Source organism: Citrobacter sp. CK185, from assembly GCF_030333565.1.
GTDB lineage: Bacteria > Pseudomonadota > Gammaproteobacteria > Enterobacterales > Enterobacteriaceae > Citrobacter_B > Citrobacter_B koseri.
Genome location: NZ_JAOWFR010000023.1, coordinates 666622 through 679935, shown reverse-complemented (window position 1 = coordinate 679935; position 13314 = coordinate 666622). Strand labels below are relative to the sequence as shown.

Genomic DNA, 13314 nt, shown 5'->3' with positions numbered 1-13314 from the left:
TATTATATTATTTTGTGGTGAATGAATATTTTTGATATGAACCGTAATCATCAACTAACAGAATATCCAAAGCCTGCCCCGATAAAACCGCCCCTGTCGTGGGTATTGTCAGTGTTGACAATGGCGCAATCATTTTAGGTTCGCCAGTAAGAGATTTACCTCGTGAACTCATTGTGGCAATCGATGCGAAATAAGGAGCCCGGTTTGTGGCGACAAGTTGATTACCCTGCGCGGTAAACGATAAATACTTATGTAAATCGCTGGCCGGAATCGTGAGTTCGGTCGGGCGATAAAATAATTTGATGCGCGACTTAATGGCGATTTGCATCGTGTTTTTGCCATCAAGATTTTCCTGTTTTGGCGGAATATCCAGCACATTCAGGTAATAAACGGATTCCCTGTCCTGAGGCAGCGCGTTGGCTGAACCGGTATAGCGAATGCGCAGCTGCTGGCCGCTACCGCCTTCAACTTTCACCACTGGCGGCGTCAGCAAAAAGGGAACCTGAGCGGTTTCTGGCGTAGAGTCTGGATTACCTTCGTCTATCCAGGCCTGAATTAACGCCGGACTGTTGCCACGGTTAATCAGCTGAACCGTTGTTTCTTTTTGTTCTTCAGGATAGATAACCCTGGTATTGCTAATAATAACATTCGCCAGACTGCTAAAGCTGAAGGCAATAAGCGTTAGAAAAATGAGAGAACGTTTCATATTAACCTGAAAAAAGAGAGCCTAATCTAATCAATATACTTGGTCGCGTTTATTTTCTCTCTTTCCTCCTGAATTGCAGGTATAAGAATACCTCACCAGAAGGTGAAAATAATTCGCTAATACAATAAGTCAATAATGACGGATCAGGCTCTTTATTTATATGAGTAAATTAACCCGTTGCTTATAAATACGCGACGGTATAAGTCAGCATGGTGTTAACGGCACCGGTATCGGCAGCGTCTGAACCGACTTTATAGTAGTTCGCATACAGATCGACAGTGGCGCTATCACCTTCAACATTTGTATCAAGGTTAGTATGCAGGTTCAGCGGCGTCTGGCTATTGGCCAGCGTGCTGAGTGCGATACCCACGTTTTTCTTCGTGCCGTCGGTTCTCAACTGTGTGTTGTTCAGATACAGACCATCGTTAGAAATACTGTCTGAACTCAGGATCAGATTCAGGGTATTTTTATTTCCCACGCCATCGTCCTGCCCCAGGGAAGCAGAAGTACAGCCGGTAAATTCCAGAGTAAATTGTTTACGGTTTTTCTGGATCAGACCTGCGGTAGATGCATCGCTAACGGCGATGGGATCTAATGGAATCGTCAGGTCAGCAGAGTTTCCGCCGTTAATTGTACAGGTTGTATCAGTAACCTGGCCGGTAAAGGTGATAGTACCGCCAGAAGCCTCGGTTGCAGCGCTGACATTAAAGGCTGCGAAGGATGACGCGATAACGAAAGAAGAGATAGCGAGCTTTTTCATTGATATTAACTCCAGTATGTTTGCTCCCGTCCTGGGGACGAACATTTCATGTCACAAAACCGTCCTGGTCTTGCTGTCTACATCCGTAAAATCCCTGAAAACGGAAAAATGGAGCCTGCATCATTATTTCCATCAGGTTAGGTGATGATCCTAATTGATGTAACACAATCTTAAAATATCAGTTTAAGAATTTACTTAAATTAAGTGTATTAGTCTGCTGTTTTGGTTTTTTTTCTTGTTTATCAGCATATGGCACTGATCGTGTAACTGAGATGTAACTTTAAATTTTAAAATTCTTATAAAACGAAAGGTAAAATGGAAAAAATCTGATGCTTACATTCAGTAATATTGATTTACATAATCAGGTAACGACAAAAAAAGAGAATATTTTGCTCGCCAATGTTATATTTATAAAGAAAAGTGGTTAAATGTTCTTTATTTGTTTTGTTTTTGTTTCATTGTTCGGGGTGAATTATTTTAATTAATAAGATTTATTAAAATGAAAGTGGGTGAAGAGGATGAGCAAAAGGGATAAAAACGCCCTGGCATGCAATATAAAATGGCGTTTTAATAAAAAGGAGAGCAGAGGGGGATTGCTGCTTATTCTTGCAGGTACGCACTGACGCTAACTAAATAGCGCAATGGCAGGGGAGCAGAGTGTACGGCTTTGCCATATGGGGACTGTTATATACCGCAAACTCCGTATTTTTATAGGCGGGGCTGCGTTCTGTCGTTGCATTCCGGTCTTTATCTGTCCCTTAATTCGCTCCCGATCACCGCAGACTTCCCAGCATTTTATCTTCTTCGGCGCCGCTGATTAACCGGGTTAATTCCTGACAGGCAGCAATACGGCCATTTTCTAATGTGAAACAGGCAAAGACTTCGGTTTGTGCCTGTTCGCCGTTCGTTTTGATGACGGTCACCAGGTGATGGGTCAGAACGTGATTGCCCTGCTGAGCGATGGCCAGAATGTTCACCTTCATGGTACGAGTAACCTGTTTTAGTTTTGCCATGTGCGCGACGAAGTTATCGTAATCAAGGTCGATGCCATTTACCGTCTGGCGATAATCGGGCGTGAAAAATGATTCGATAGTGTGTTCATCGTGCCCAGGTCGGGAAATAACGGCATCAAGCGCCTGAGCAACGCGTTGCATCATATTTTCCAATGTTCTCTTCCTCATCGTGATTGCGTACAGGGAAGATTACCCTTAGACTGAAGCGGCAAAGTAACCGTAGTAAGACAATAAATACGCTAAATCGGCCATGATGATAGAAAGCATTCAACCTTTACATCACTCCTCTAAGCATACGACTCAGTGGCACCATCACCCTGGCGGGCAGTTGTACTGGATCACGCGTGGCATGGTGATGGTCGAAACGGAACAAGGGCAGTGGGCGTTGACGCCCGGTTCGGTAGGGTGGATTCCGCCGTCGTTACCCCATTGTGCGTGGATGCCGGTGAGTGCATATGGCGCCAGTCTGCACTTCAGCGCGGAATATTGCGGGGCCTTTCCCTCCTCGCCGTGCATTCGGGCAGCGTCGCCTTTTTTACTGCTGTTGCTTGAGAAAATTTGTGGGGAGGGAACCATCGGAGAGCCTTCAGAGCGGCTGGCTCACCTGTTGCAGGTTATGGTCGATGAGATTCGCTATGCTGATGCGCTCTCTTCACAATTGATCCTTCCCGACGACAGAAGGGTCAGACAGATTGCGCAAAAAATACTGGCCGACAGGGCCTATACGCTGAGTCAGGCAGAGCTGGCGAAACAGGCCGGGCTGAGCGTCAGGACGTTGAGCCGCCTTTTTATACAGCAGACGGGATTAACATTCGGTCAGTGGAAGCAAAAAGCGAAAGTCATTTTGTCGCTGGAATATTTACTGCGCGGAGAGCCTGTCAGCCTTGTCGCGCAATTAGCGGGTTATGAGAATGTGAGTGCATTTATTGCCGTGTTCAGGCGTTTTATGGGAATGACGCCAGGGCAGTTCTATCTGCGTTTCGGTCATGGTACGAATGTGGTTTAAAAAAAGGTCGCATAAATAGAGTTACTTATGCGACAAGGCACACGGAGTCAGACATCCCTGCCTGTATAATAGAATCTTATGATTTGTTCTTCGTTTTCTCCAGAATGACGCCTTCCAGAAAAATAATTCTGTTTTCCAGCAGATTAATATAATCCTTCATCAGGACATTTTCTTGTCGCAACGTTTTAAAGACATTAATTTTTAAGTTAAGGTCGTGGTCTATTTTATTTCTTCCTGTTTTTTTTATGTTTAACAGTTCCCTTTTCATAAATATTCCTTATGCTTATAAGGTTATGCCTTTATTTCTTATTGCCCATATTTATGCTGTGTAATTATCTTGTCAAGATTATTATTTTTTCTCATTGGATTTAAGATGCAAGGACAATGTACCGGAGAGAATAAATGAGACTCTGGACTCAGGTGTGTTCTGTTTACATTGATGTATTACGCTTTTATCAGTGTTGACATGTTATCAGTTAGTTGTTTATATAACATATATTTTACAGGGAAAAGTTCATAATTGTGATATGGTCACTTGAACTCTTTTTTATTGGACTGCATGTCTTTCATTTTTTTGCTTATTTAGCACGCTCATACAGATCTTTTCTAAACTTTACCTGATGTGCGCCTGTCTTCTTCTTCCTGAAAAGACGTATAATTGTGAAACACAATTCGTACAAGGATAATAATTATGCCGAAAATCATTCAGTCTTTATTATTATTTATTGCACTAAGTAATATCTCAATGGCATCGACGCAGGAAACGGCGTTTTTGGCTGAACGCGGGCTGGCGGGAAAATCGGTTGAGCAAATGGTGGATGCTATCGATCAAAACCCTCAGTCGCGTCCTTTACCGTATACCGCTTCTGTGACCAGCACGGATCTGAAACTGTCGGCGAATGGCGAAACGTACACCTTTCCGCTGGGTGAGAAATTTTATCTCTCGCTGGCGCCTTATGAATATCAAACCCATCCCTGTTTTAACCACAGTCTTTCAGGTTGCCAGGGAGAAATGCCGGACACCTGGTTTGATGTGAACGTGACAGATCGGAACGGTACGGTGTTGATACATAAGAAAATGAAAAGTTATCAGAATGGCTTTATCGGGTTATGGCTGCCGCGTAACACTGAGGGGATGATTGAAATCAGTCATGAGGGGAAAAAAGCGGCTTATTCGTTTAAAACCGCGAATGACAGTCAGACTTGCCTGACCGACCTGCAATTACGCGCTGCCTCGTAAAGAGATAAACAGCCTGAAGAGATGACTGACGATGTGCTGCATTCTTCGCCAGTCTCTATCTTCAGGGCGATTCCCTTGCCGGTGACTCAGCCCCGCATCGGGTGCGAATCACGTATCATGTAATGGTGACTTCTTTTCGGATTTTGTTTTGAAATTCCGTAGACAGCGATTTAAATTGCGCTCGCTTTTCTGTCAGTGTGGTAATGACTTTATTGCTGCTGGTACATCTGCCGTAGATAAAGTCAAAATAGATAGAGCAGTTTGAAACTTTACACAGCGTATTATAATCATCCTGTAGATGCGGAAAGTAAATAGATATTAATGCTTTTATTTTGGAGTAAAGTTTGCTGTCGCCGCTTATTGTCGGTTGTGTTATCGGCGTTTCTGTGGCGCTTTTACTCTTCACTTTTGTAATGAAAAACTCAATGGTGGATATTCGATACGTATGCCATTCGATTTCCATTGCTAACAGCTCCTCATATTTTTGCAGAATTTTATTATTCTGATCCTCTTTCCTTTTGAGTTCCAGCCCATCCATTATTTTTTGTTCTATTTTAGCTTCGGCTTTCAGAATGAGTATCCATCCTCCAGACAGTGCCAGGATGCAGCCAATTATGATTAAGGAGATAATAAATATTATATCCATACATCAGACTCCTTCATTTGTTATTTTGCTCAAATTGCCTGAGTACCATTGCGACACAATCCGGCCTGTACTTAAATCTTATGTTGTGTGATTGCTATAAATTCTGTTGATATTTTAAAAAATAGATGCAGAGTTAGCTGATATGTTTCATTAAGTCAAATCAGATCGCCTTGTCAATGTGTAAATAAAGTATTTGTTTTCTGTTCAAGCGTAAGGTTTTTGATTTTTCTTATTTCTGTTAGACATGAGGCAGAGTATTAGTAATTCTCTTAGGGCGTTAATGGACGAACATACAACAAAAGGAGTTTGTTATGGAGTGGAGCGTCGAAAATAACCTGGTGTGCCCGACAACGGGAACCGCCTTTGCGCTGACCAGCGGAGCGGAAAATCTTAAGTTCATTCTGTGGTATAAGGGCGATTATTTTTTACGCACAGGTTCCGTTATCTCCCCGGAGGATTCAGGCGTCCTGGCGAACGGGAAAAAAAGGAACATCAAAATCCTGCACGTTTTCCCCTACAGCAATGCGTTATGGGCCTCTTTTCATAACCGAATTGATTGCCCGGGAAATGGCGTTGTTACCATCAATCACTGTGCGCGACAGCAGCAGTGCGTATTCACGTTTTGTCCGTATGGCGCGAGGACTGTCACCGGATAAAATAATTTATGGCGTGACTATTCTGGCATCGCAGAACGTCGTCGTTACATGCAAATTGGGTATCCATCCTTTTTATTGCTGTCATTTAAGACGGGCCGGTTCTGTGTCGCCTGAATACAGAGTGCCCTGAGTAGAAAAGAAGCGACCTGATATGTCTTTAAGGTTTATAACAAAATCAGATAAAAGAATCCTTACAGCTTCTGTCTTTCTGTTTTTTCTGGTATTTGCCAGCGTGCTGTGGCTGGAGTTAACGAGCGTACAGCAAAGTAAGCAGGCGCTGCTGCAATCTGAGGTCAAAAGTCTGGCTTTTGTCGTCGATAAAGTATTAGGCGATGCCCGACTGGCGATTGCGCAGGCGCAACCGTTACTGGGTCAGCCCTGTAATACGACACTGGAAAAAAAGCTCAATATTATCCCCACACGCTACCCGCATCTTCAGTCGCTTAACTTTACGCAGGGCAATACGATTTATTGTTCCTCGCTACTCTACAACAAAGGGTACACCCTGAGTCCTGCTCTCTCTTTACAGCAGGGCATAAGGGTTGATCGGGTGATCACCTCTCCGCATGATTTCATCATGATGCTTTATGTTTCTTATCCGGCGGGAAGAATATTTGCGGCTTCTGATGTGCGCATTATTGTTGAGCGCATCAAAAATATGGCGTTCAGCGATCGTATTGTTTTACGCATGAACGATAAAATTTTAACCGCCTCTGGCGTTAAACCGGGGAGTTTGCAGGAGTCGCATTTTTCACACTATATAAAAGCGGAAAGTTATAACAAACTTTATACGATTGCCTGGCGAAAAACCGAACTGGGGGATGCGCTGGTCGTGATCGCCCACTCATGGCGCTATATTGCGATGATTATCGCCAGTGCGCTCGTATCATCCATATTGCTCTGGTTACTGTTATCGCATCGGGCATCATTACCTCATCACCTTGCGGTGGCCATCAGAAGAAATGAAATCCAGCCTTACTACCAGCCGATTGTATGCGCCAAAACAAACCGCGTGATTGGCGCGGAAGTTCTGGCCCGCTGGCAACATTGTGAAGCGGGTTCTGTTTCTCCCGATATCTTTATCCCGGTGGCAGAACGTGCCGGGTTGATTGCCGACCTGACGAAAGGATTACTGGATCTGGTGGTTATCGATATTCAACGCTCGGTCACGGTATTTAAACCGGGTTTTAAATTTAACCTGAACATCAGCCATGCTCATCTGGTGAAGGACTCTTTTTATTCATTCATCGGGACGTATTCAGGTGTGTTTCGCGAACAGAACCTGCAACTTGTTTTTGAAATCACCGAGCGTGGAGAGATCGAAGTGAATGATGATATCTCCAATAAAATTGATTATATGAAGATTCATAATGTCGGGCTGTCGCTGGATGACTTTGGCACGGGATTTTCTAACCTGTCTTATATCACTGGCCTGCGGCCAGAGAATATTAAAATAGGTCGCATGTTTATTAATCTGATTTCGGAAGGGAAAAATACGCCGCTTGTTGATTGTGTGGTCGAGATGGCACAAAGAATGCGTATTCAAACGACTGCGGAAGGGGTGGAGCATAAGTACCAGGTTGATTATCTTCGATCTAAAAATGTTGATTTCTTCCAGGGCTATTTCTTCTCCCGGCCACTTTCATTCGCGAATTTTATCCGCTTTATCAGAGGTTATCAGGTTGTCACGTAACATACTGATTATAGGAATTATATCCTGAAGGACTCAGCGCGGGGGAGGGGGCGTGATATGAACGATAAGCTATCTCAAGTGCGTGACAGATTACCGCTCATAATAATTATGCTGTATAGCGATGATTTAGACTGGCGTCTCTTTACCTAAATCATACTGAATTAACTGCCATTGCACGGGCGAGCCCTGATAATAAGGCATCATTTCCCCTTTTTTTAGGTTCACTACAGCCGATACCGCGGTGCTGGACAATTGCCAGTAGCCGCTTTGTGGACTGGCCTGCCCGCTGTTACGCGTGATGCCGAGAGGTTTGCGACTGGCATCGTTTTGTGACGAACCTGAGGAGAGTGTCGAAAGCATGTAATTACTACTGTCTATCTTCATAACCTAACAATCCATGAGGAACACATATTGTTATCAAGCGGCATTTACCGGCAACAACTTAAATCAGGGAGGTGATTATTCATAATGTGAATAAAATCTTGTGACTTATTGCAAATAAAACATAATTTAGCCAAAATAAGCCCCTGTATTGGTTAAAGATTATTCATAATGATTGGTCGCCTGATTAACTGTCTGATACTCCTTGTGTCATTCTCCGCTGCCAGCGCTTATGCGGTTAACTGTCAGCGTGCTTCTATGCCTTTAGAAAACACCATTTGTAACAACGACAATCTTCATTGGCTGGACAGCACGATGACGGTTATCTATCACACGATGTTGGTTAGAAACCCTTCTCAACAGGTTCACAAGAAGTACCAGGAATGGGAAAAGTCGCTACAGGCGTGTACCTCCGACAGCTGCATTGAGCGTGCCTACTATCAGGGCATCAGTTCTATTTCAGACGTTGCCCCGGATTTTGACTGGGAAGGGCTGTGGTGGAACACCAGTGTGTCCAATTTAAGTGGCGGAATGATCCAGTTCAGCCGGAGCGCGGAATGGTCAGTCACGACGGATATTCGTGTCTGGTCGGGATTAAATAAAGATGAGTTTACGGCTGAAGCCCGAAAACTGTACGGCATGGCGCTGGTCGAACGTATTGCCGATACCAGTAATTGCAAACTGCTGTTTATCCCCCGTAAAAGCGGCGCGCTTCAGGTCTACAGCAACGCGGACTGGGGATGCCGGATTTCGATGCCGACGGGGGCATTTATTGATGGGCGTTATCTGCGCTCGGATCACGATCCTCGCCCGAAGGCGACGCTGTACTCGCTGGGAATTTTCTCCGACCCCAAAATGGATGAGCGCTTCCGCGCGCTGGTGGGGGATGATTACCAGAAGTTTGTGGATACCGCCAACGTTTACATTTATCAGGATGATATAGATAACATCGGCGCAACGGTCGTCTCTATGTGGGTGCGTGGCGCGGCGAACAACCATACGGCCATTATTATGTACACGCAAAGCAATATCTGGGCGGCGAGGGTAGAACGCGACAGCGCCGGAAAAATGCAGTTGTACTACTTCAGCACCAGAGGTAACGATATCAAGAAAATGCCGCGTACGCTCGCTGGCTGGAAACTGCGTTACCTGGATCAATAAAACCTGTCGTTATGGGAAAGGAGATCGTCATCGCGATCTCCTTTGTCGATCTCCTGCCGGTTATGCCAGCGTCCCTACGACGTTCAGATCCGCGTCATCCGGTACTTCATTATAAGAAAGAATATGCAGCCCGCTGGCGAACAGCCGGCCATAGCGGGAGATCACTGGACGTAGCTGCGGCGTTACCAGCAGCAGCGGCGGCAGCCCTTTCGCCTTCATCTGCTCGTAAATCATCGGCATTGTCGTCTGCAACTGGGTCAGAATGTTCGGATCGACAGGGAAGCTATCCAGCGCCACTTTTCCGGCCTGCTGCGCCTGGTTGAGCGCGCCCAGCAGCATATTCTCCAGCTGGCTGTCGATGGTGTAGGCCGCGAGTTGTTGACGATCGCCGTTAATGGTGTGAACGATGGCGCGGCGCAGAGCATAGCGCACGTCGGAGGTCAGCAGAACGGGATCTTTCGTCACGGTGACGCTTTCCAGCAATGTGGACGCGATGGTGACGATATCCTTCAGTGAAATCTGCTCCAGCAATAACTGGCGATAAATGCGCAGCAGCAGACTGTAGCTAAACGCGGCATTTAAATCCTCCGCCAGCTTTGGCGCCTGGAGCGCCAGGCGCGCATGCAGGTGGGTAATATCGTCATAGTTAAACAGATCTGGCAGATGTTCGCGGGCGACCTTGTTGACGTGCGTCGCCACCACGCTCGCGCAGTCAACCACCTGATAACCAAGATTCAGCGCTTTCGCCTTTTGTTCCGGGTCGATCCAGACAATTGCCATGCCGTAAGCGGGGTCGGTATCCAGTATGCCGTTGATCTCCCCGTACAATTCAGTGCCGGGAATCGCCATCAGTTTTTCAGCCTGGACTTCGCCGAGCGCGGTACGAATGCCGTTGATATGAATCGCGTATTGCGCCGGTTTCAGGCGGAAGTTTTCCCGGATGCGGATCTCCGGCAGCAGTACGCCGCAGTGCTCGGAAATGACCTGGCGAACGCCGCGTATACGTTGTGACAACGGACTGCCCTTCGACTCATCCACCAGCGTGACCAGTTTATAGCCGAGATTCAGGCCAATGGGCTCCACCAATGGAATGCTTTCCCAGGAAACGCCTGGCGTCGCATCCGGCGCGATGGCTTCGGTGATGGCCTCCATATCCGTCTCTTCCTGGGCGGGCTGCACCGCTTTGCTCTGCCGCCAGGCGGCAAACAGCAGCAGGGCGGTGAAGCTCAGGAAGGCGATGTGCGGCATTCCCGGCACAATCGCGAGAATAAACATCACGAAAGCGGCGGTATAGAGCACCTTCGGGCGAGAGAGAAGCTGGATTTTAATCTCATCGCTGACGTCATTGCCTTCGCTGACGCGGGTCACGATAATCGCTGCGGCAGTCGCCAGCAGCAGCGACGGGATCTGGGCGACCAGACCGTCACCAATGGTCAGCAGTACGTACTGGCGGAACGCGTGGCTGGCATCGAGATCGTATTTAAAAATACCGATACAGATACCGCCGATCACGTTGATGATCAGCACCATGATCCCGGCGATGGCGTCACCGCGAACAAACTTCGACGCGCCGTCCATCGCACCGTAGAAGTCTGCTTCTTTCGATACTTCCTGTCGGCGGTTTCGGGCCTGCTGCTGGTTAATCAGACCCGCGTTCAGATCGGCGTCGATAGCCATCTGTTTACCCGGCAACGCATCCAGGGTAAAGCGCGCGGAAACCTCGGAAATACGTTCCGCCCCTTTGGTGACTACCACGAAGTTGATGATCATCAGGATGATAAACACCACGAAACCGACGACGAAATCGCCGCCGATGACCACCTGACCAAAGGCTTCAATGACCTTACCCGCCGCGCCTTCGCCTTCATGACCGTGCAGCAACACCACGCGGGTAGAGGCGACGTTCAGCGTCAGACGCATTAACGTCGTGATCAGCAACAGCGTCGGGAAAATCGCAAAGTCCAGCGGACGCTGCATATTCACCGATACCAGCAGCACGATGACCGCCAGGACGATATTAAAGGTAAACAGAATATCCAGCATCAGCGGCGACAACGGCAGAATAACCATTGCCAGCACGCAGAGAAGCAGAATAGGCACGCCGACTTGCCCCTGACGGAGCACGCTCAGCGCGTTGCGCAATTTACTGTTCGCCATTGGCTTTCAGTACCTCTTGAGGAATGTTGATTTGCCTGTTCAGGCGGGGCTTTTGTTCCACGTTGCCTTCGCGCCAGGATTTTAATTGCATGACGTAGGTCAGTACGTGGGCAATAGCGCGGAAAAGCTGCGTGGGAATCTGTTGGTTAACGCGGGTGGTGTAATAAACTGCCCGCGCCAGCGGCGGAAATTCCACCACCTCGATATTGTGATTAGCGCCCACTTCACGGATCCAGAGCGCAACATCGTCGATTCCTTTAGCAACGATGTAAGGGGCTTCGGCACGCTGTGGATCATATTTCAGCGCAACGGCGTAATGCGTCGGGTTGGTGATGATAACGTCTGCCGTTGGTACGGTTCGCGCGATTTGCCCCATCGCCATCTGACGCTGAAGCTGGCGGATGCGTCCTTTAATCTGTGGATTACCGTCGTTGTTTTTATACTCTTCTTTCACTTCCTGTTTGGTCATGCGCATTTTTTTGGTGAACATGAACTTACTGAGCGGTACATCCAGCAGGGCGAAAATGACAATAACGGCGATGAAGTAGCTGAAGACGTGACGAAAAATGGCAAACCCTTGTCCGATCGCCTGACGAAGATAAAGCTGTTGCAGGTGCAGCAGAGCGTGCATGGAGTCATGAACCATCATGTACAACACGGTAAGAATAATGCCGCACTTGAGCAGCATCTTGCCGACTTCCGTGTAGTGGCTGGCGGAAAACATCCGCTTGACGCCGCTAATGGGGCTGAGCTTTTTAAAATCCGGCTTCAGTTTTGTGGGGGTAAAAATCCAGCCGCCAGGCACCAGGCTTGCCACTATGCAGCACAGCGGAATCGGAATCAGCGTTGCGATAAAGCGCAGTACAACCCAGACGTTCAGTAGCATAAACTGATTTAGCGCCGTGGGATCGTCGAGCCTGCCCGCCATTTCACCGACAGCGGCAAACGATTCACGGATTAACTGCTGGTAATAGGGCAGAAATGCGGCGAGGGTGAAAAACGACGCCAGCAGTCCCGCCGCCATCGTCAGATCTTTTGAGCGCGGGAGGTCGCCTTTTTCACGCGCTTTGCGCAGTTTTCCGGGGGTGGGTTTTTCGCTTTTGTCGCCGCTGGAGGACATTACGACACCCTTATGGCGTCGAGCTTCGCCAGTATTTCATTGGTGAGATTGAGATAGTGATCAGGAATGTTGGTCACCATCATCGAGATACAGAGCAACCCAAACAGCATACTGATCGGAAAACCTAGCGAGAAAAGGTTCAGCGTCGGTGAAACGCGGTTTAGCAGGCCAAATCCGCCCTGCACAATCAGCATGACGAACGTCGTCGGCAGCGCGATAAGCGTCGCGGATGCCATAATCCAGCCCAGTCCCTGAACAATCAGCGTCAGCGTTGGCTGGTTAATCGCCTGACCAATAGGCCAGTAGCTAAAGCCTTTGAACAGAATCGTGACCAGCAGCAGGTGCCCATCCATGATGAAAAAGAGCAGTGCGCAGAAAACATAAATGATCTGCGAAATCACCGTAGTGGAGCTGCCGTTGACCGGGTCGTTCATCATCGCCATCCCCAGCCCCATGTTCATCGACAGAATATGCCCGGCGGTTTGCAGCGTGACAAAGACGAGCTGGAGCGCCATGCCGAACAGGAATCCCCACAGGAGCTGCTCGCCGATCAGCAAGACGGTGCGCATCGAAAGCAGTTCGCTGAGCACAACATTATTGGGCAGCATGGGGGTGATAATGATCGACAGCGCCAGCGCTGCGGCAATCTTAATGCGACGGGAAAAAGCCCGGTTGTCCAGCACGGGCGCGAACTGCAAAAACGCCAGGATGCGGAAAAAGGGCAGCACCAGAGCCATCAGCGGCGTGAACAGCGCCTGTATATCGATTCCCATCG

The 13314-nt window shown here is 47.7% G+C and carries 14 protein-coding genes; 5 read left to right on the top strand and 9 right to left on the bottom strand.

Annotated features, from left to right (window positions below; genetic code table 11):
• Nucleotides 1-7 precede the first annotated feature (7 nt).
• The 3 genes from OGV79_RS10875 to OGV79_RS10865 all read right to left on the bottom strand — a co-directional run bounded on the left by OGV79_RS10875 (nucleotide 8) and on the right by OGV79_RS10865 (nucleotide 2623).
• Nucleotides 8-706, bottom strand: coding sequence for a fimbrial biogenesis chaperone (locus OGV79_RS10875; protein ID WP_012133736.1), 699 nt, complete (start codon nucleotides 704-706; stop codon nucleotides 8-10).
• A gap of 181 nt (nucleotides 707-887) precedes the next feature.
• Nucleotides 888-1466, bottom strand: a complete 579-nt coding sequence (locus tag OGV79_RS10870) for a fimbrial protein (protein ID WP_286468312.1) — start codon at nucleotides 1464-1466, stop codon at nucleotides 888-890.
• A 773-nt stretch (nucleotides 1467-2239) separates the two neighbouring features.
• Nucleotides 2240-2623, bottom strand: a complete 384-nt coding sequence (locus OGV79_RS10865; protein WP_233599478.1) for a nuclear transport factor 2 family protein — start codon at nucleotides 2621-2623, stop codon at nucleotides 2240-2242.
• 106 nt (nucleotides 2624-2729) lie between these two features.
• On the opposite strand from OGV79_RS10865, the gene OGV79_RS10860 reads away from it, so the two are divergent.
• On the top strand, nucleotides 2730-3485 hold the full coding sequence (locus OGV79_RS10860; RefSeq protein ID WP_286468311.1) for a helix-turn-helix domain-containing protein: 756 nt from the start codon (nucleotides 2730-2732) through the stop codon (nucleotides 3483-3485).
• 76 nt (nucleotides 3486-3561) lie between these two features.
• Here the strand turns inward: OGV79_RS10860 and OGV79_RS10855 are convergent, their stop codons facing one another.
• Nucleotides 3562-3753, bottom strand: a complete 192-nt coding sequence (locus OGV79_RS10855) for a hypothetical protein (RefSeq protein ID WP_012133731.1) — start codon at nucleotides 3751-3753, stop codon at nucleotides 3562-3564.
• Nucleotides 3754-4176: 423 nt separating this feature from the next.
• On the opposite strand from OGV79_RS10855, the gene cueP reads away from it, so the two are divergent.
• A complete protein-coding gene (cueP, locus tag OGV79_RS10850; RefSeq protein ID WP_049009532.1) occupies nucleotides 4177-4725 on the top strand; it encodes a copper-binding periplasmic metallochaperone CueP in 549 nt (182 codons plus the stop codon).
• A gap of 115 nt (nucleotides 4726-4840) precedes the next feature.
• Here cueP and OGV79_RS10845 read toward each other — a convergent pair whose 3' ends face one another.
• Entirely contained in the window at nucleotides 4841-5371 is a 531-nt protein-coding gene (locus tag OGV79_RS10845; RefSeq protein WP_012133729.1) for a hypothetical protein, read from the bottom strand.
• Between the two features lie 311 nt (nucleotides 5372-5682).
• Between OGV79_RS10845 and OGV79_RS10840 the strand changes: the two genes are divergently transcribed.
• Complete coding sequence (locus OGV79_RS10840) at nucleotides 5683-6027, top strand: anti-adapter protein IraM (RefSeq protein ID WP_286468310.1); 345 nt, start codon at nucleotides 5683-5685, stop codon at nucleotides 6025-6027.
• Nucleotides 6028-6259: 232 nt separating this feature from the next.
• Nucleotides 6260-7720, top strand: a complete 1461-nt coding sequence (locus OGV79_RS10835) for an EAL domain-containing protein (protein WP_158661222.1) — start codon at nucleotides 6260-6262, stop codon at nucleotides 7718-7720.
• Nucleotides 7721-7846: 126 nt separating this feature from the next.
• Here the strand turns inward: OGV79_RS10835 and OGV79_RS10830 are convergent, their stop codons facing one another.
• Nucleotides 7847-8104, bottom strand: coding sequence for a hypothetical protein (locus OGV79_RS10830; protein WP_024130634.1), 258 nt, complete (start codon nucleotides 8102-8104; stop codon nucleotides 7847-7849).
• A gap of 168 nt (nucleotides 8105-8272) precedes the next feature.
• Here OGV79_RS10830 and OGV79_RS10825 point away from each other — a divergent pair, with 168 nt between their 5' ends.
• Complete coding sequence (locus tag OGV79_RS10825; protein WP_012133726.1) at nucleotides 8273-9262, top strand: lysozyme inhibitor LprI family protein; 990 nt, start codon at nucleotides 8273-8275, stop codon at nucleotides 9260-9262.
• A 60-nt stretch (nucleotides 9263-9322) separates the two neighbouring features.
• Here the strand turns inward: OGV79_RS10825 and OGV79_RS10820 are convergent, their stop codons facing one another.
• Genes OGV79_RS10820 through fliR form a run of 3 tightly spaced genes read right to left on the bottom strand, consistent with a single transcriptional unit; the run spans nucleotide 9323 to nucleotide 13312 of the window.
• On the bottom strand, nucleotides 9323-11419 hold the full coding sequence (locus OGV79_RS10820; RefSeq protein ID WP_110494623.1) for a flagellar biosynthesis protein FlhA: 2097 nt from the start codon (nucleotides 11417-11419) through the stop codon (nucleotides 9323-9325).
• The gene (gene flhB, locus OGV79_RS10815) at nucleotides 11406-12539 is read right to left on the bottom strand and encodes a flagellar biosynthesis protein FlhB (RefSeq protein WP_115181945.1); all 1134 of its coding nucleotides are present in this window, start codon (nucleotides 12537-12539) and stop codon (nucleotides 11406-11408) included. Before flhB ends, OGV79_RS10820 begins: the two co-directional genes overlap by 14 nt.
• The gene (gene fliR, locus OGV79_RS10810) at nucleotides 12539-13312 is read right to left on the bottom strand and encodes a flagellar biosynthetic protein FliR (RefSeq protein ID WP_012133723.1); all 774 of its coding nucleotides are present in this window, start codon (nucleotides 13310-13312) and stop codon (nucleotides 12539-12541) included. The genes flhB and fliR overlap by 1 nt, the downstream gene beginning before the upstream one ends.
• Between the last annotated feature and the right edge of the window lie 2 nt (nucleotides 13313-13314).